General features: G+C 74.0%; 17 protein-coding genes. 11 read left to right on the top strand and 6 right to left on the bottom strand.

What is annotated here, in order from left to right:
- On the bottom strand, positions 1 to 943 hold a 943-nt coding region (locus M8C11_RS26805; RefSeq protein ID WP_252454117.1), incomplete at its 3' end, for an expansin EXLX1 family cellulose-binding protein.
- A gap of 54 nt (positions 944 to 997) precedes the next feature.
- Complete coding sequence (locus tag M8C11_RS26810; protein WP_252454119.1) at positions 998 to 1297, bottom strand: hypothetical protein; 300 nt, start codon at positions 1295 to 1297, stop codon at positions 998 to 1000.
- Between the two features lie 164 nt (positions 1298 to 1461).
- Here M8C11_RS26810 and M8C11_RS26815 point away from each other — a divergent pair, with 164 nt between their 5' ends.
- Together M8C11_RS26815 and M8C11_RS26820 are read left to right on the top strand one after the other, a co-directional pair.
- Entirely contained in the window at positions 1462 to 2529 is a 1068-nt protein-coding gene (locus M8C11_RS26815; RefSeq protein ID WP_252454121.1) for an LCP family protein, read from the top strand.
- Positions 2530 to 2638: 109 nt separating this feature from the next.
- A complete protein-coding gene (locus tag M8C11_RS26820; protein WP_252454122.1) occupies positions 2639 to 4093 on the top strand; it encodes a sugar transferase in 1455 nt (484 codons plus the stop codon).
- On the opposite strand, the gene rfbD is transcribed toward M8C11_RS26820, so the two are convergent.
- Together rfbD and rfbB are read right to left on the bottom strand one after the other, a co-directional pair.
- The gene (gene rfbD / locus M8C11_RS26825) at positions 4062 to 4940 is read right to left on the bottom strand and encodes a dTDP-4-dehydrorhamnose reductase (protein WP_252454123.1); all 879 of its coding nucleotides are present in this window, start codon (positions 4938 to 4940) and stop codon (positions 4062 to 4064) included. The two genes, M8C11_RS26820 and rfbD, sit on opposite strands and share 32 nt — an antisense overlap.
- Complete coding sequence (gene rfbB, locus M8C11_RS26830; protein WP_252454124.1) at positions 4940 to 5938, bottom strand: dTDP-glucose 4,6-dehydratase; 999 nt, start codon at positions 5936 to 5938, stop codon at positions 4940 to 4942. Before rfbB ends, rfbD begins: the two co-directional genes overlap by 1 nt.
- An 86-nt stretch (positions 5939 to 6024) precedes the next feature.
- On the opposite strand from rfbB, the gene rfbA reads away from it, so the two are divergent.
- Together rfbA and rfbC are read left to right on the top strand one after the other, a co-directional pair.
- On the top strand, positions 6025 to 6912 hold the full coding sequence (gene rfbA / locus M8C11_RS26835; protein ID WP_252454125.1) for a glucose-1-phosphate thymidylyltransferase RfbA: 888 nt from the start codon (positions 6025 to 6027) through the stop codon (positions 6910 to 6912).
- Positions 6909 to 7520 (top strand): dTDP-4-dehydrorhamnose 3,5-epimerase, encoded by a 612-nt coding sequence (gene rfbC / locus M8C11_RS26840; RefSeq protein WP_252454126.1) that lies wholly within the window; start codon positions 6909 to 6911, stop codon positions 7518 to 7520. The genes rfbA and rfbC overlap by 4 nt, the downstream gene beginning before the upstream one ends.
- On the opposite strand, the gene M8C11_RS26845 is transcribed toward rfbC, so the two are convergent.
- Positions 7466 to 8350 carry a YveK family protein gene (locus M8C11_RS26845; RefSeq protein ID WP_252454127.1) on the bottom strand — a complete coding sequence of 295 codons (885 nt, stop codon included), beginning with the start codon at positions 8348 to 8350 and terminating at the stop codon, positions 7466 to 7468. The two genes, rfbC and M8C11_RS26845, sit on opposite strands and share 55 nt — an antisense overlap.
- A gap of 173 nt (positions 8351 to 8523) precedes the next feature.
- On the opposite strand from M8C11_RS26845, the gene M8C11_RS26850 reads away from it, so the two are divergent.
- The 7 genes from M8C11_RS26850 to M8C11_RS26880 are packed head-to-tail and all read left to right on the top strand — an operon-like array spanning position 8524 to position 16467.
- A complete protein-coding gene (locus M8C11_RS26850) occupies positions 8524 to 9720 on the top strand; it encodes a lipopolysaccharide biosynthesis protein (RefSeq protein WP_252454128.1) in 1197 nt (398 codons plus the stop codon).
- A 2-nt stretch (positions 9721 to 9722) separates the two neighbouring features.
- On the top strand, positions 9723 to 10574 hold the full coding sequence (locus M8C11_RS26855) for a glycosyltransferase family 2 protein (protein ID WP_308212788.1): 852 nt from the start codon (positions 9723 to 9725) through the stop codon (positions 10572 to 10574).
- On the top strand, positions 10571 to 11665 hold the full coding sequence (locus M8C11_RS26860) for a glycosyltransferase family 4 protein (protein ID WP_252454131.1): 1095 nt from the start codon (positions 10571 to 10573) through the stop codon (positions 11663 to 11665). The genes M8C11_RS26855 and M8C11_RS26860 overlap by 4 nt, the downstream gene beginning before the upstream one ends.
- Positions 11652 to 12986: a hypothetical protein gene (locus M8C11_RS26865; RefSeq protein WP_252454132.1), complete on the top strand. Its 1335-nt coding sequence runs from the start codon at positions 11652 to 11654 to the stop codon at positions 12984 to 12986. The genes M8C11_RS26860 and M8C11_RS26865 overlap by 14 nt, the downstream gene beginning before the upstream one ends.
- Positions 12983 to 13900, top strand: coding sequence for a glycosyltransferase family 2 protein (locus tag M8C11_RS26870; RefSeq protein WP_252454134.1), 918 nt, complete (start codon positions 12983 to 12985; stop codon positions 13898 to 13900). Before M8C11_RS26865 ends, M8C11_RS26870 begins: the two co-directional genes overlap by 4 nt.
- On the top strand, positions 13900 to 14727 hold the full coding sequence (locus M8C11_RS26875; protein ID WP_252454136.1) for a glycosyltransferase: 828 nt from the start codon (positions 13900 to 13902) through the stop codon (positions 14725 to 14727). The genes M8C11_RS26870 and M8C11_RS26875 overlap by 1 nt, the downstream gene beginning before the upstream one ends.
- A gap of 54 nt (positions 14728 to 14781) precedes the next feature.
- Positions 14782 to 16467: a glycosyltransferase family 39 protein gene (locus M8C11_RS26880; protein ID WP_252454138.1), complete on the top strand. Its 1686-nt coding sequence runs from the start codon at positions 14782 to 14784 to the stop codon at positions 16465 to 16467.
- On the opposite strand, the gene M8C11_RS26885 is transcribed toward M8C11_RS26880, so the two are convergent.
- Positions 16464 to 17666 (bottom strand): hypothetical protein, encoded by a 1203-nt coding sequence (locus M8C11_RS26885; protein ID WP_252454139.1) that lies wholly within the window; start codon positions 17664 to 17666, stop codon positions 16464 to 16466. The two genes, M8C11_RS26880 and M8C11_RS26885, sit on opposite strands and share 4 nt — an antisense overlap.
- Between the last annotated feature and the right edge of the window lie 50 nt (positions 17667 to 17716).

Genomic DNA, 17716 nt, shown 5'->3' on the forward strand with positions numbered 1-17716 from the left:
GGCTGGGGGTGGGGCTCGGGGGCGTGGGGCTCGGCTTCTTCGGGGTGGGCCTGGGGGTGGCGGGGTTGGCGTCGTACATGCGGGTCTTGCTGCGCTGCACCTGGCCGGGGAGCATCCGGATGCCGGTGGCGGTCGCGCGATGGTCGTACACGTCGGTGACCCGGATCTCGTACGGGCCGGGACCGGCCCCTGACTCGATCAGCCAGTAGTTGTAGTCCTGCCGCTGCGCCGCGCGCCACGAGCCGTTCTGCCGCACCTCGACCGAGCGCAGCGGGTTGCCGTGGTCACCGACCAGGACGGCGAACCACCACTGCGACGAGCCCTCCTTCATCCGGAAGGTGAGCGGTCCGGGCAGCCTCGGGTTCACCACCGCGCGGTAGCTGACCTTCACCACCCCCTGCACCGGATCGGCGATGCGGGCGAACGCCTCGGCGGAGAGGTCGAGGTGACCCGGCGCGCACTCCGGGCACTGGTCCATCACCAGGACCCGGACGGTGCCGCGCGGGCCGGTGACGTCGAGGAAGCCGCCGCAGGAGGCGCCGGAGGCGTACTCGTCCGGGCCGAGAGCGACGTACATCCGGTCGGCGGGCGCGGCCGGCCGGGAGCAGTTGCCGCCGGCACCCTCGGAGTCGTAGAAGGTCGCCTTGCCGCTGCGCGTCGCGCCGCCGACGGGCGGGGCGGCAGCCACCGGCAGTGCGGCGCCGGGCGGGAGGGCGGCGGCCGCGGGGGCGAGGGCGGCCACGGCAGCGCGCGGCGGGGCGGCGCAGGCGGGGGCGGCGCCGCCGCGTACCGCGAGGGTCACCGCGACCGCGGCGGCGACGGACACCAGACCGGCGGCGGCCAGGCGGCGACGGCGTGTGGCGGCGCGGCGTCGACCGTCCGGGGTGGCGGCTCCGGGCGCGTCGCCGGCGGCCGGCGGGTGGGGTGCGGTGCCGTCGGTCACGCCGGTCGATGCTGCCGGACCGGTGTGCCGCCGGACAAGCGAGCTAAGCGAAAGCTAAACCGGGCGCTGCCCGCGGGCGGTGGAGACGACACCGGCCAGCCCGACGGCGAGGTCGGGGTGCTGCCGCAGCGAGTCCTCCAGGCGGACGCGCCACACGCCGGTCTCGGCGAGCAGCCGGGCGTCGCCGGCCCAGCGGACCCGCTCACGGGTCTCGTCGAGGGCCGCTGCCGTGGCGGGGCCCATGAGGGCGCCGAGTTCGCCGCGCAGCCAGCCGAACAGGTGCTCGTCGTGGATCGCGCCGCCGATGACCCGGGCGGCGTCCCACGCCACCCGCGGTTGGTGGATGACCTGCATCTCGACTCCTCGGTCGACCTGGCCTTCCGCACCATCATCGATCCGGCGGGGCCCGGCGGCAAGGCCCGGAGCGGCCACCCCGCTCCGTCGCCGCGCCGCCGCCGGGGGCGTCACCGTCCGGGCGCGGGTCCACACGGTGCGACGCGAATCAGTAGCATCGCGGCATGTCAGATCGCCACCAGCTCACCGATTCCGACCCGCGTACGCAGGGCTCTCATGTGGAGCCGGGCGGGTCCGTGGAGGAGAAGGCGCCCCGGCGCCGCCGGGGCCGGCGGATCGCCCTGATCGTGCTGCTGGCGGTGGTGCTGCTCACCGGCGGCGGCGCGCTGGCCGGTGGCCTCTACTACCGCTCGGTCGACAAGTCCATCGAGCGGGTCGACGCCTTCGAGGGCGTACCGGAGGAGTCGCGGCCGCAGGTCGAGGCCAAGGGCGCCATGAACATCATGATCCTGGGCAGCGACTCCCGCGATCCGGAGAGCACCGGCGGCTCGCGCAGCGACACGATCATCCTGGCCCACCTGCCGAAGGACCGGTCGAGCGCACAGCTCATCTCGATCCCCCGGGACACCTGGACGGCCGTCCCCAAGTCGAAGGAGGGCCGCGGCGGCCGCGACGCGAAGATCAATGCCGCGTACGCCTGGGGCGGCGTGCCGCTGATGGTGCAGACGGTGGAGAAGTTCAGCGGCGTACGGGTGGACAACGTGGCGATGGTCGACTTCGCCGGCTTCAAGGAGATCATCGACGCGCTCGGCGGGGTCGAGATCGACGTGGAGAAGGGCTTCACCACGAAGTACTCGCTGATCGGCACGCGGACCTTCGAGAAGGGCCGGCAGACCATGGACGGGGCCGCCGCGCTGGACTACGCGCGGGAACGGCACGCCTTCCCCGACGGCGACTTCGCGCGGATCCGGCACCAGCAGCAGGTGATCAAGGCCATTCTGGACAAGGCGGCCTCGGGCGGCGTGCTGACCAACCCGGCCAAGCTGAACTCGTTCGTCCGCGCCACGTCGGACTCGGTGGCCGTCGACAAGTCACTGTCGCTGGTGGATCTCGCGATGGAGATGCGTGGCCTCCGCGGTGGCAACCTGACGTTCTTCACCTGCCCGGTGAAGGGCACCGGCCGGGTCGGCAGTGAGAGCGTCGTGTTCCCCGATCCGGCGCGTTCCAAGACGCTGTTCGACGCGGTGCGCCGCGACTCGGTCCCCGAGATCCTCGCCATCAGCGGAAAGTAGGACGTCGATCTGTCATGCCGGTGCTGGCGGCGGGGCGGGGCCACTCGTATCCTGCGATCGCCGTCGGTCTCTGCATCCGGGCCGGGGGCGCCACGGGGAAGGATCGACCATGCCACGCCTGCCGGCGTTCGAGCATCCGTCCGCGCCACCGTCCGGTGTGGCCATGAACGCGCCGATGGACGGCGGCCTGGACACGACGACAGTGCTGCCGTACGCGGGTTCGCGGGCGTCGACGCGTACCCGCCGGTTGCGGGCCTGGATGGTGACCGCGCCCATCGACGTCGCGGCGCTGCTCGCGCCGCTGCTGCTGACGCAGGACTACTGGCGCGGCACGTTGTTCAACGCCGCGCTCACGGTGGGCCTGTTCGCCGCGGGCGGGCTCTACCGGCCGCGCCGGCACATCAGCATCCTGGACGAGTTGCCGAGCCTCGGCGGCCGGCTGCTGGCCTCCGGCGCGGTAGGTGCCATCATCGCGGCGCTCCGGCACGACTCGGTGCCGCACGTGAGCGGGTTCATGCGCGGCGTCGCGCTCTCCGCCGGCCTGGTGATCGTCGGGCGGGCGCTGAACAGCCGGCTCATCCTGCTGGCCCGCAAGCGGCGGTGGGTGGAGCACAACGCGATAGTGATCGGCGGCGGCCCGATCGGCGGTGAGCTGGCCCGGCTGCTGCGCCGATACCCGCAGTACGGGCTGCGGTTCGTCGGCGCTGTCGACGCCCCGTCACGGCCGCGGATCGGCGCGTTGCCGCTCATCGGCACGATCGACGACCTGGAGAAGCTCGCCGACATGCTGGAGTGCGAGGTCCTGGTCATCGCCGACCCGGACTGCTCCGAGGCCTACCTGATGGAGGCGCTGCTGCGTCCGGTCAGTTCCCGCTGTGACCTGTGGGCGGTGCCGCGCCTGTGGGGGTCGCGGTCGCAGGGCGGCTACCCCGACCACATCGGTGCCATCCCGATCATCAAGATCGGCGACACCACGCTGACCGGGCCCAGGTGGCGGCTCAAGCGCGCCTCCGACGTGGTGTTCGCGGTGACCGCCCTGGTGCTGCTGAGCCCGCTGCTGCTGCTCTGCGCCGTCGCCACGTTGCTCGACGGCGGCCGGGGCGTGTTCTTCCGCCAGGAGCGAATCGGCCGGTACGGCAAGCCGTTCCACGTGATCAAGTTCCGGTCCATGCGCCCGGCCGACGAGCACGAGTCGCAGACCACCTGGTCCATCGCGCACGACGAGCGGGTCGGTCCGATCGGGCGGTTCATGCGGCGCACCTCGCTGGACGAGCTGCCGCAGCTGTGGAACATCCTGCGCGGCGAGATGAGCGTGGTGGGGCCCCGGCCGGAGCGGCCGTACTTCGTGGAGAAGTTCTCCATCGAATACCCCAGATACGCGATGCGTCACCGCGTGCCGGTCGGGCTCACCGGGCTGGCGCAGGTCAGCGGCCTGCGCGGGGACACGCCGATCTCGGACCGGGCCCGGTTCGACAACTACTACGTCGAGAACTGGTCGCTCTGGCTCGACATCAAGATCGTGCTGCGTACCGTCACCGAGGTGTTCCGGGGCGGGGGGCGCTGAGCGCCTCGGCCAGGTCCGCGTACCAGTCCCCCGGCGGCGGCAGCTTCGCCGCCGCCCACCGGTCGTGCGCCAGCACGCTGTAGCGGGGGCGCGGCGCCGGGCGCGGGAAGCGGTCGCTCGTGGTCGGCCGGACCCGGTCCGGGTCGAGACCGCGCAGGGCGAGGACGGCGCGGGCCAGGCCGTACCAGGTCGTCTCGCCGGCGGCGGTGCCGTGGTACGTCCCGGGCGCCGCGTCGCCGGCGAGCGCCGCGTCGGCGAGCGCCACGAGACGCTCCGCGAGCCGGTACGACCAGGTGGGTTGCCCGTGCTGGTCGTCCACCACGTCGAGCCGGTCGCGCTCGGCTGCCAGCCGCAGCACGGTGGTGACGAAGTTGCGCCCGTGGGTGGCGTAGAGCCAGGCGGTACGCACCACGTATCCGGTCTCGGGCAGCAGCCGCGCCACCGCCAGTTCGCCGGCGAGCTTGCCGCGCCCGTACGCGTTGACCGGGCCGGTCGGGGCGTCCTCCGGGTACGGCTCGGTGGCGTCGCCCGCGAACACGTAGTCGGTGGAGACGTGCACGAGACGCGCGCCGGAACCGGCACAGGCGTGGGCCAGGGTGGTCACCGCGTCGCCGTTGACGGCTGTGGCGTCCCGCTCGCGCGTCTCGGCTCCGTCCACATCGGTCCACGCGGCGGCGTTGAGCACGACGTCGTGCCCGCCGACCGCGTCCCGGACCGCGTTGGCGTCGGTGACGTCGAGGTCGGCGCGGGCGGCGGCGGTGACCGACAGGTCCGGCCGGGTCCGCAGCACGGCGAGCAGGTCCCGCCCGAGCATCCCGCCCGCGCCGGTGACGAGCACCCGGGTCATCAGTGGCCGGCCGTCTTCAGCGGCTCCCACCAGGCCCGGTTGTCCCGGTACCAGCGGACCGTCTCGGCCAGGCCCCGGTCGAGGTCGATGCTCGGGGCGTACCCCAGCTCGTTGCTGATCTTGCTGATGTCCAGCGAGTAGCGGCGGTCGTGGCCCTTGCGGTCGGTGACCGGCACGACCCGGTCCCAGCCGGACCCGCACGCCGCCAGGAGCCGCTCGGTGAGCTGCCGGTTGGTCAGCTCGGTGCCGCCGCCGATGTGGTAGACCTCGCCGGCCCGCCCCTTCTCCTGCACCATCGCCACACCCCGGCAGTGGTCGTGCACGTGCAGCCAGTCGCGGACGTTGCCGCCGTCGCCGTAGAGCGGCACGGTGCCGCCGTCGAGCAGGTTGGTCACAAACAGCGGGACGACCTTCTCCGGGAACTGGTACGGCCCGTAGTTGTTGGAGCAGCGCGTCACCACGACGTCCAGGCCGTGAGTGCGGTGGTAGGACAGCGCCAGCAGGTCCGACCCCGCCTTCGAGGCGGAGTACGGCGAGTTCGGCGCCAGCGGCCAGCTCTCCGTCCACGAGCCGGAGTCGATCGAGCCGTACACCTCGTCGGTGGAGACGTGCACGAACCGGCGCACGCCGTGCCGCAGCGCGGCGTCCAGCAGTGTCTGGGTGCCGAGCACGTTCGTGGTGACGAACGGAGCGGCGCCGGTGATCGAGCGGTCCACGTGCGACTCGGCCGCGAAGTGGACGATCACGTCGTGCCCGGGCACCACCTCGTCGACCAGTGCCGGATCGCAGATGTCGCCGCGGACGAAGCGCAGCCGGGGGTCGTCGCGTACCGGGGCCAGGTTCGCCAGGTTGCCGGAGTAGGTCAGCTTGTCCAGCACCGTGAGCGCGTCGGGGCCCTCCACCGGCACCCCGGCCGCGTCGCCACCGGGGACGCCCAGCAGCATCCGCACGTACTCCGACCCGATGAAGCCGGCGCCGCCGGTGACGAGGATCCTCACGGGTCGTGGAGTCTACGCCGTACGGGCAGGCCGGGCGGAACGTCGACGGGCCACGGGGGCGGTGGCCCCGCGGGTAGTCTCCGCGGGTGCGTGGAATCCTTCTCGCCGGCGGCACCGGATCCCGGCTCTGGCCGATCACCCGGGCCGTCTCCAAGCAACTGATGCCGGTGTTCGACAAGCCGATGGTCTACTACCCGCTCTCCACTCTGGTGATGGCCGGGGTACGGGAGATCCTGGTGGTGACCACGCCGGACGACCGGGCCCAGTTCGAGCGGCTGCTCGGCGACGGCAGCCAGTGGGGGCTGAGCCTGGCGTACGCCGAGCAGCCCCGGCCGGAGGGCATCGCGCAGGCGTTCCTGCTCGGCGCCGACTTCATCGGCGACGAGTCGGTGGCGCTGGTCCTCGGCGACAACATCTTCCACGGCGTCGGGCTCGGCCGGCAGCTCGCCCAGCACGGCGAACCGGCCGGTGGGCGGGTCTTCGCGTACCCGGTGGCGAACCCGCAGGACTACGGCGTGGTGGAGTTCGACGACGCCGGCCGGGTGCTGTCGATCGAGGAGAAGCCGGAGCACCCCCGGTCCCGGTACGCGGTGCCGGGCCTCTACTTCTACGACAACCGGGTGGTCGACATCGCCCGCAAGCTGACCCCGAGCGCCCGGGGCGAGCTGGAGATCACCGCGATCAACGAGACGTACCGGGTGTGGGGCGAGCTGACAGTGACGGTGCTCGACCGGGGCACCGCGTGGCTGGACACGGGCACGTTCACGTCGATGATGCAGGCCGCCGAGTTCGTCCGGGTGATCGAGGAACGCCAGGGCATGAAGATCGGCTGCGTCGAGGAGGTCGCCTGGCGGTCCGGGCTGATCGACGACGAGCGGCTGCGGATGCTGGCCCACCCGCTGACGCGCAGCGGTTACGGTGAATACCTGCTGGGTCTGCTGGCCGAGCGGTCCGCTTCGGGGAGCGCGTCGTGAAGATCCGTCCGCTGAGCATCGAGGGCGCCTGGGAGGTGACCCCGCGCCAGCACGGCGACCCGCGGGGCCTGTTCCTGGAGTGGTACCGCTTCGACCGGCTCGCCGAGGCGGTCGGCCATCCGCTGCGGCTCGCGCAGGCCAACCTCTCCGTGTCGGCGCGGGACGTGGTGCGCGGCATCCACTTCGCCGACGTACCGCCCGGCCAGGCCAAGTACGTCACCTGCGTACGCGGGGCGGTGCTGGACGTGGTGGTGGACGTGCGGGTCGGCTCGCCGACGTACGGCCGGTGGGAGGCGGTACGCCTCGACGACACCGACCGGCGGGCCGTCTACCTGGCCGAAGGGCTGGGGCACGGGTTCTGCGCGCTCACCGACGACGCGACGCTCAGTTACCTCTGTTCCGCCACGTACAACCCGGCGGCCGAGCACACAGTGCATCCGCTGGACCCGGATCTCGGGATCGACTGGCCGGCGGCGACGCCGCTGCTGCTGTCCGAGCGGGACGCGGCGGCACCGCGCCTGGCGCAGGCGCGCGACGCGGGGCTGCTGCCCGGCTACGACGCCTGCCGCTCCTTCACGGAAGCGTCGGCCACGCGGCCGTCACTCTGACCCGGCACCCCGGCCGAGTCATCGGCCACCGCGCCCGAAGCCGCCGCGCCCGAAGCCGCCGTGTCCGAGGTCGCCGTGTCCGGAGCCACCGTGTCCGGAGCCACCGCCTCCGAAGCCGCCGTGTCCGAGGCCACCACGTCCGAAGCCGCCGGAGCCGGCGGGCGGCGGCGGGCCACTGTCGCCCAGAGCGTCCGGACGTCCTCGCCCACCGGCGTGCCCGCCCGGCGGTAGCCGAGCACCAGGGCGATCCCTACCCCGACGGCGAGGCCGCCGAGCGCGCCGCCGGCCGCGTACCACTGCCACCGCACCGGCTCGGGACGCGGCGGCGGCGCGGCGGCCCGTACCACCTCGACCTGCGCCTTGAGCCCGAGCCCGGCGGGCGGCAGGTCGCGTTCGGCGATCCGTTGCAGTTCGGCGGCGAGCGCTGCGGCGATCGCCGCGGCGGTGCCGGCGGACCGGTCGGTGACCGCCACGTCGATCGCCAGGGAGTCGACAGTGGACGAGGCGACGACACGGCCGGCCAGGTCGTCGGTGGTGTACGGCAGTCCGAGCGAGTCGATCACCGGGCGGGTCAGCCGGGGCGTGTTCATCATGGTGGCGTACGTCTTGACCCGCCGCTGCATCAACCGGCCCGCCTCGTCGGCCGGCGGGCGGGGCTGCGGGGCGGCCGACTTCTCGGCGGCGAACGTGACGACCATCTGGGTCTCGGCCCGGTATACCGGCGGCCGGCGTTCGGCGAGGACCCCGGTGAACGCGCCGCACAGCAGCGTCAGCGCCAGCACGATCGGCCACCGCCTGCCGATCGTGTCACGGAAGTGGGCGAGGTCCACGACGCGTCACCCTACCGGCGGCGGGACGCCACGGGCGTACCCGCCCGCCGGATCCATTGCGCAACGGCGCTCATGTCGGGTAGAACAGGCCCGCACACATCCGCGCATCTTGGGGGAAGACGAGTGGATTCCGCGTGGCCGGCTCGCGGCCGGCGCCGGCGCCTGGGCGCCGGGTGTTAGGCCGGGTCCGGCGGATCGTCTCCCCCGAGCGTCTCTATCTGGTCGCCCTGGGCCTGACCGGGCTCGCCGCGCTGGTGTCGGTGACGCTGCCCGCTGCCGAACGCGGTGAACTCGCGGCGAACATGGTGAGCGCCACAGTGGGCGCGGCGCTCGGCGGCCTGTCCGTGGACACGTTCCTGCTGTCCCGTCCGGCCGGCTGGATCATGTCGCGCGGTCGCGTGTGGATCGCCGGCATCCTCACCGTCTCGCTCGGCCTCACCGCGCTGGCCGCGGCGCTGCTGACCACGCTGGCCGGGCTGGGCAGCCACCCGGTGGGCATCGGCGCGGGCTGCGCGCTCACCGTGTTCAACACGGCTGCGTCGCTCGGCCTGCGCCTCAAGCGGTTCTGGTTCGTCTACACCATGCGGGCGCTCGGCGGCGCGGTGCTGGTCGCCGGGTACGGGCTGCTCTGGCTGGGCCACCGGCTCGACGGCGGCCTGTGGAGCGTGCTGTGGCTGGGCGTCCAGGTCGCCACCGCCACTGTGCTCGGGGTGGCGGTGCTGGGCTGGGCGCGGCGGTTCGGGCCGGTGCCGGCGGCGACGGCCGGGCGCACCGAGTACCGCGCCGACCTGCTCGCGGTGGGCCGGCTGCACGTCGGGGTGTGCGCGCAGATGCTCACGTACCGGCTGAGCCAGGTCCTGGTGGCCCGCTTCGCCGGCGCGGGCGCGCTCGGCGTGTTCGCGCTGGCGGTGGCGGCGCTGGAGTTCGCGCAGTCCGGCGCGGTGGTACGGGCGCAGCGGATCCTGGCCGAGCGTGATCCGGACGCCATCGGCGACCACGGCCGCGAGGTCGTCAGGTCGGCGCTGCCGATCGCCGCGCTCGCCGTGATCGGCCTGGCGGTGCTCGGCGTGCTGGCGCCCGACTACCGCGACGCCTGGCTCTTCGGGCTGCTCCTGCTGCCCGGGACGCTGGCGTTGTCGGCCGGCAAGACGTGGAGCGCGGCGCTGCTCAAGCGCGCGGGCGAGCAGGCCACCACCGCCGTGGCCCTCGTCACCATGTCGGTGTCGGTGGTGCTGTACGTTCTGCTCATCCCGTGGGCCGGCGCGCTCGGCGCCGCGGTCGCGTCGTCTGTCGCCTACGGCGTCTACGCGTTGCGCACCCGGCAGCGACTCCAGCGGTCCACGCACCTCCTCGTCAATCGGATGGCCTAGCGGTGGACGTCTCAATCGTCGTGTTGACCTGGGAAGACTTCGAGCGCACCGACGGCTGCGTCCGCTCGCTGCCCGACGGCGTGGAAGCCGTCGTGGTGGACAACGGCAGCGCCGCCGAGATCAGCGACCGGCTGCGGGCCATGTGCGCCGAGACCGGCGCCCGGTACGTGCGCTCGGAGACGAACCTCGGCTACGCCAAGGGCATGAACCTCGGTGTCCGGCACAGCACCCGGTCCCGGGTGGTGCTGTCCAACAACGACATCCTGGTGCGGCCGGGCGCGATCGAGCGGCTGGTGGCCGAGCTGGACGACCCGGCTGTAGGTGCGGCGTTCCCGAAGGTCCTGGACGCGACCGGCCGGGACCAGACCGCCGCCGGCCGGTTCCTCACGGTGGGCACCGGCGTCGCGCACGCCACCGGGCTCAGCCTGGTGTTCCCGCGGCTGCGGATCGTGGCCCCGCCGGAGCGGGGCGACTGGCTCTCCGGGCCGTTCGTGGCGATCCGGCGGGAGACGCTGGACCGGATCGGCGGGGTCGACGAGTCGTCGTTCTTCTACTCCGAGGATCTGCGGCTGTGCTGGGCGGTGCGCCGGCTGGGGCTGCGCCTGGCGTACCTGCCGGACGCGGTGGTCACGCACGAGGACGACGCGAGCGCGAAGCGCCGGTGGGCGGCCGAGGAGATCTCCCGCCGGCAGACCCGGGAGTTCATCCGGGCCAGCCGTGAACTGGCCGGGTGGCGGGGCACCGTGGCCTGCTCCGCGTACACGCTGGGGGTGCTCGCCCGGGCGGCGGTGGGCGGCGGGGCGGCGCGGCGGGCGATCGCCCGCGGCGCCCTGGAAGGCATGGGCGTCCGATGAGGGTGCTGTTCGTCTGCACCACCGGCGGGTCGGGGCGGCGGCAGCTCGGCGGCGCCGAGCGCTTCCTGATCGAGATGCTGCCGGCGCTCGCGTCCCGCGGCGTCGACGTGGTCGCCGCGACCCCGGACGACGAGGTGGCGGCGGGGTTGCGGGAGGCGGGCGTGCCGTGGCGTCCGCTGGGCGCGGCCAAGCGGGTGGACCTCGGGTACGCGCGCGGCATCCGCGCGCTCGTCGAGGAACTGCGGCCGGACGTGGTGAGCGCGCACCTGCTCTCCGCCGCGATGCACGCCCGCGCCGGCCTGGGCGTGCGGGGCCGCCGCACGCCGCTCGTGGTGACGCTGCACAACAGCCTCTGGCAGTACCGCGACACGGCGGAGACGCTGCGCGCGAAGGCCGCGGTGCAGGCCAACATCAGCACCGACCTGATGTTCCGGCGGCTGCGGCCGCACGCGACTGTCGCGGTCTCCGGCTTCGAGGCCCACGAGCTCCGGGTACGCGGGCGGATCCGCGACGTGCGGGTGATCCCGAATCCGCTGCCCGCCATCTGGCCGCAGGTGACCGACACCGGCGGCCTCGCGCCGGACGGCCCGGTCCGGGTCGGCTTCCTCGGCCGGCTGGAACGGGAGAAGGGCGCCGACCTGCTGGCGGACGTCGCCGCGGCGCTGCCGGACGTGGAGTTCCTGGTCGCCGGCGCGGGCACCGTGGAGGTCGAGGAGCGGCCGAACCTGCACCTGGTCGGCCGCGTCGACGCCGCGCCGTTCCTGCAACGGCTGCACTGCCTGCTGGTGCCGTCCCGGGTGGAGGCGTTCGGGCGCAGCGCGCTGGAGGCGATGTCGCTGGGTGTGCCGGTGGTGCACTCCGGCGCGGGCGGGCTGACCGAGGTGACAGCCGCCGGTGACGGCGTGCTCGCGTACCGGGCGGAGCTGACGCCGCAGGCGCTGGCCGCCGCCGTGCGGACGGCCACCGACCCGGCCGCGTGGGACGAGCGGCGGCGCGAGCTGGCCCGGCAGTACGCGGACCGGCACTCGTTCGACGGATGCGTGGACGACTGGCACGACCTGTACCGGACGGTCGCCCGTGCCACCCGCTGAGCGACGCCTCTGGTCGGTCGGGATCCCGTTCGCGCTGGGCGCGGCAGTGCTGCTGGCGACTGTGGACGCCGGGATCGCCGTCGCGCTCGCGCTGGCGGTCGGCACGCTGCTCGCCGCGCGCCTGCGGATGTGGGCGCTCGCCGCCTGCGCCGCCGTCTGGACCGCCGCGCTGCTCGCCGTGCGGGTGCTGCCCGGCCCGTACGACTCCTGGGCCGGTCGCGGCGTGCTGCCGGTGCTCGCCGGTTACGTGACGGTCTTCCTGCTGGCCTGGGCGGTGGGCCGGCGGCTGATCGACAGGCGGGACGAGGACGGCGACCGGTCCCGCCCGGCGCTGTCCTGGCCCTCCGAGCGGCGCCTGCTGACGTACCTGTCCGTGCTGCTCGGTGTCGCGGTGGTGACCGCGGCCATCCGGTTCCGGGGGACGGTGCCGCCGCTGCTCGCCGACAACCCGGACGCCGCCCGGCAGGTGCTGCGCGAGCAGTCGAACCTGGTCATCGGGCTGCTGTCCGAGGCGTGGACGCTCGGCATGGCGGTGTCGCTGCTGCGCGCGTTGTCCGCGCGCGGCCGGGCGCTGCCGGTCTACTACGCGCTGACCGCCGTCTTCACCGTCGGGGCGGCGCTCGGCGCGAGCAAGAACTCGGTGCTGGTGGGTATCGCGCCCGCGCTGATCGCGGCGCTGTCGGTCCGGCGTACCCGGGGACGGGCCGCGTCGTTCCTGGCCGCGCGTACGCCGGTGGTGCTGCTGATCGGCGCGGTGGCGCTCGGCGCGGCGGTGTTCCTCGGCGGGCAGCGCACCATGGCCGGCACCGGCGCGTTCGAGACCGAGTTCCGGGCCCGCTACGGCAGCAACGCGCTGACCAGCAGCGCCGGATCGCTGGACCTGTCGCTGAGTTCGTCCACCGAGACGTTCGGGCGGGTGTGGTCGCAGCGGGAGCACCTGGAACCCCGGTACGGCACGTACTCGCTGACGTTCCTCGGCTCCCGCGTCGAGCCGATCGTCGGCAAGGCGGACCTGTACGGGCTGACGTCCCAGCTCAGCCAGCCGTACCTGATGAACACGGCCACGTTCGTGGCCATCCCGCTGCTCGACTACGGCCCGCTGGGCGCGGTGTTCTTCCTGGCCGCGCTGGGGCTGGCGGTGGGCGCGACCGAACGGTGGTTCGAGTTCTCCCGCGCGCCGGCCGGGCAGCTGGCGCGGGCGTTCGTCGTCTACTTCGCGCTGTTCGGCGTCTACGAGCTGTATCCGCTGATCTATCCGACCTGGCTGAGCCTGGTGCCCGGCCTCTGGGTGCTGCACCGGCTGGGCAGGAGCGCGGCATGACGTTCGACGGCCTCACCGTGGTCACCGTCCTCTACCGGTCCGCCGGCATGCTCGCCGAGACGCTGCCGACCTGGGTACGCAGCGCCGGTGACCTGCCGGTCCGGTTCGTCTTCGCGGACAACTGGCCGTCCGACGGGTGCGCCGAGGTGATCGCCGGGCACCTGCCCGCCGACCGGTACGCGTACCTGCCCGACGCCACGAACCCGGGCTTCGCGGCCGGCTGCAACCGGGCGGCGGCGACGGTCACCACGAGTCACCTGCTGCTGCTCAACCCGGACGTGTGGCTGCCCGACGGCGCGCTGGACCGGATCTGCGCCGCCGTCGCCGCCGACCCGGACGCCCCGATCGCGGTCGGTCTGGCCATGCACGGCGGCGAGTACGTGGGCATCGACCTGAACCCGGTGTCGCTGTTCATCGACAGGCGGGCCACGGCGGGCCGTGCCCCGCTCGGCCCGTCCGGCGGCGCGGCGGTCTTCCCGGCCGCGCTGTACCGGCGGTTCGGCGGATTCGACGAGCACCTGTTCGCCTGGGGCGAGGACGCCGACCTGGCGTTCCGGCTCTACGCCTCCGGGCTGCGCACGCGCGGGCTGGACGTGGTGCTGCCGCACGCGGGCGGGCACAGCGTGGACGGCGACACCCGGTTGCAGGGCTTCCGTGCGTTCCTGCTGGCCCGCAACCGGCTGCTGGTCGCGTCCCGCACGTTCACCTGGCCGCTGCTGCTCGTCGCGGTGCCGGTGCTGGCGCTGGCGCACCTCGCGCTCGCCGCCCGGCGCGCCCGGCAGGGCCTGCTGGGCCCGTTCCTGCGCGGCATCGGACGCGGGCTGGCCGAAGGCCCGGCGGCCCGCCGCCGCTGGACCGGGTCGCGGTTCGGGTTCGCGTCCCTGCTCGGCTACCTGACCGCTCGGAGGGCGTGATGACGGCACAGCCGTGGACCGTGGTGACGGTCACCTACCACTCGGCGGACACGCTGCGCCGCTGCTGGCGCGGCCCGAAGCCGTACGAGTGGCTGGTGGTCGACAACGCCTCGGCCGACGACTCGGCGGCGGTCGCCGAGGAGCTGGGCGCGCGGGTGATCCGGCTGCCGGAGAACGTCGGCTTCTCCCGCGCCAACAACGTCGCGTTGCGCCAGGCGACCGGCCGGTACGTGCTGTTCGCCAACCCGGACCTGGAGGTACACCCCGACGGCCTGGACGCGCTGGCCCGGCACCTGGACACGCACGGCGGACTGGTCGCGCCGCAACTGCTGGGCACCGACGGCACACCGCAGGCCAACGGACGCGGCTTCCCGTACGCGACGGCGAAGCTCGGCAACCGGAAGGTGTGGCCGCTGTCCCGGCTGCACGCCTCGTACCGGCTGGTGGCCGCGCCCGGCGAGACGCGCCACGTCGCCTGGGTGATGGGCGCGGCGGTGGCCGGCCGCACCGCCGACGTCACCGGGCTGGGCGGATGGAACGAGGAGTTCTTCCTCTACTACGAGGACCACGAGCTGGGGCTGCGCGCCTGGCGGCACGGGATGCCGGTGGCGGTGCTGGGTGACGTGCGGTGGACCCACCACTGGGCCCGCGCGACCAACTCGGTGCGCTGGTCCCGCGCGCACACGCTGGAGCTGCGCAGCGCCCGCACGTTCTTCGGCATGTTCCCGGAGTTCCTGGTCGGCCTGCCGCGACCGGCGCGCCGGCACCGCCGGGCCGCCGGACTGGTCGGCAGCCCTGTTCCGTCCGTCCCGGACCGCAGCGGGTGATCGGAGCCGGTCGCGGGGCCGCTGACGTGAATGACGCTTTGATACCGTCTCGCCGTGTCCGTGACACGCCCGGCCTTCTCCCCCTCGATGGCGCCCGCGTCGGCGACGCCGGTGCCGTCGCGGCCGGGCACGCCGGCGGCGTTCGTCGCGCTCGCGTGGGAGCGGCTCAGCCGGTCCCCGTACTGGTCCGTCGCGGGCCTGCTGGTCGCCTTCGGCGCCGTGCTGCGGATCCGGCAGTGGGCGTACGCGCGCAGCTTCTGGAGCGACGAGCTGTACGTCGCGCACAACATCCGGGAGCGCGGCTACCTGGACCTGTTACAGCCGCTGGCGTTCAGCCAGTCGGCGCCGCCCGGCTGGCTGTGGCTGGAACGGTTCGCGTTCGAGCAGTTCGGCGACGGTGAGCGGGCGCTCCGGCTGGTGCCGCTGCTGTTCGGGCTGGCGCTGCTGCCGCTCGTGGCGTGGCTCGGCCGGGCACTCCTGCCGCCGCTCGCCGCACTGGCGGCGCTGCTGCTGGTCGCCGTCGCCCCGTTCCTGATCGGCTACTCCAACGAGCTGAAGCAGTACAGCGCCGAGGCGTTCGGCGTCACGCTCGTGATCGGGCTGGCGCTGCTGCTCGTCCGGACCGGCCCGACCTGGGCCGGGTCGGCGGTGTTCTGGTCGGCCGCGGCGGTCATGGCGTTCGTCAGCACCTTGTCCATTCCGGTCACCGGCGCGCTCGGCGTGCTGCTGGCCGGGTACGCGCTGTGCCGCCCGGACCGCCAGTGGGCGAGCAGGGGGCGTGAGGTGGGCCGGTTCCTCGCTCCGGCGCCGGCCTGGGGCGTGGTGGCGCTCGTGGTGTACGTGCTTTTCCTGGCGCCGGGACTGGCCGATCCGCAGCTCGCCGCGTACTGGCGGGCGAAGTCGATCTATCCGGCGCACTCGCTCACCGACCTGGCCGCCACTGTGGAATGGCTCGTGGCGACGTACCGGAGTCTCGCCACGGTGCCGTTCGTCGCCTGGTCGGCGTGGGTCGTCGTACCGCTGCTGGTGCTGGGCACGGCCGCCGGGCTGCGCCGGCTCTCCACAGTGGCCGTGCTGGTGCTGCTCACGCCGCTGGCGGCCGGGCTGGCCGGCGCGGCCGTGTCGGTCTACCCGTTCAACGGCCGGCTGGCGCTCTACGCGGTGCCCGCGTGCCTGCTGCTCGCCGCGCTCGCGGTCGCGCCGCCGCCGCTGCGGGCCGGCCTGCCCGCCCGGATCAGGTGGGCGGTCGGGGTGGTGCTGGTGCTCGCGCTCGCCGTTCCGCAGCTGGCCACCGCCGTGGTGGCGACAGTGCATCCGGCGCGGGCCTTCGCCCAGGGGGGCGGCGCCAACGCGGTCGACTACCGGGGCGCGCTGAGCTACCTGGAGGACAAGCGCCGCCCGGGCGACCTGGTGCTGGCCACCACCGTCTCGTGGAACGCCCAGGCCTGGTACGGCCCGGCGGCAGACGCCTACGTGGTCGCCGCCGGCCCCGGCGGGTGTCCGAAGCAGACCGTGTCGACGCTCCTGCCCGGACGGTCCCGGGTCTGGTTGTTCCAGGCCACCGACTGGGCCGACGGGGCGAACCGGGACGTCATCGTCCGGCTCGGCGGCAGCGGCGTGGCGGTCACCGAGCGGCAGTTCAGCGGGGCGCGCGTGGTCCGCTTCGACCTGGCGGCGGGCGTCGCCAAGGGCAGCGACGTCTGCCTGGTGTCACCGCCGAACGGCGCCCGCGTCCGTTAGCTGTGCCGCTGCCAGAGGTCGCGCAGGGCGTCCCAGTTGCCGCCGAGCCCGGCCCCGCACGGCGTCTCCATGTAGATCGCGCTGGTGTTGTCGTCGCGACCCCACCAGATGCCGCAGACCGGGCGGCCGTCCTGGCCGTTGCCGGCGTACTCGACGTAGCTGCCCTGCGCCCCGCTGACACCGCCGGTGGCCGGCCCGGCCTCCCGCATGCCCGGCGCGAGCGCGCGGCCGATGATGCCCATCTGCTGGCGGAAGGCGCGCGCCGCCTCCTTCTTCTCGGCCGACTCGTACTCGGCGAAGTGCACCGACACGCCCAGGTAGCGGCAGAAGACGTGCTGCTTCTCGCCCGCGGCGAGCCCGGGCCCGCTCTTCTCCGTGTTGATCGCGCAGCCGCCCACCCCGTCGAGCCACGGCTCGGCGATCGGCATGAGCGTGGCGTCGAACTTCGCCTTGTTCAGCGACTGCTGGGTGGCCTCGTAGAGCGCCGGGGAGGCGCTGGCCGCCGGAGTGGACGGTTCGCCGCCGTCGGCGAGCGACCGCCCGGCCAGCAGGCCGGCGCCACCGGCCAGCACGGCCGCCATGACCAGGCCCCCGATCCACAGTCCGGTACGGCTCTTCGGCGGGCGGGCGACCGGTGCGATCCGGGGACCGCCGGTGGGCACGAGCGGATCCGGGGCGCTGGCCTGGGCCGGGATCGCCGGCACCGGCATGCCCGGCGACACCGGCACACCGGGTGACACGGGCGCGCCGGACGAGACGGGCGCGCCGGAGACCGGCTGCTGCGGCGTCATCGCCCACGGCTGCGGGCTCCACGGCAACTGCGGCGGCGACGAGACCTGTTGCGGCGGCGCGGACACCGGCGGGGGCGGCGGGAGGATCTCGGCGGTGGCGATGCGCTGGTAGTCCATGCCCAAGCTGCGGAACAGCCGCTCGGCCGCGCCGTCCTCTTCGGACGGATACGCCACCCAGGGCTGACCGGCGGCGAAGTCGGAGTTGACGTACCGGTGGCCACCGGGCGTCTGGGCCAGCACGTTCGCGGCGTTGGTGAACGCCTCGCGCCAGCGCTGGTCGCCGGCCGCGGCACCGTCCAGGACCGCCACGGTGAGCGCGCGGTCCTGCCCGTCGAGCGCGGCCCAGGCCCTGCCGACCTGGCACTCGCCCAGCACCTCGGTGAACCTGTACGGACCTTCCGGCTGCATGCCCCACTCCTCTGCTCACCCGCCGTGCGGATAGTACAGAGAGCACGCTC

Source organism: Micromonospora sp. CPM1, assembly GCF_023896895.1.
GTDB classification, from domain to species: Bacteria; Actinomycetota; Actinomycetes; order Mycobacteriales; family Micromonosporaceae; genus Micromonospora; species Micromonospora tulbaghiae.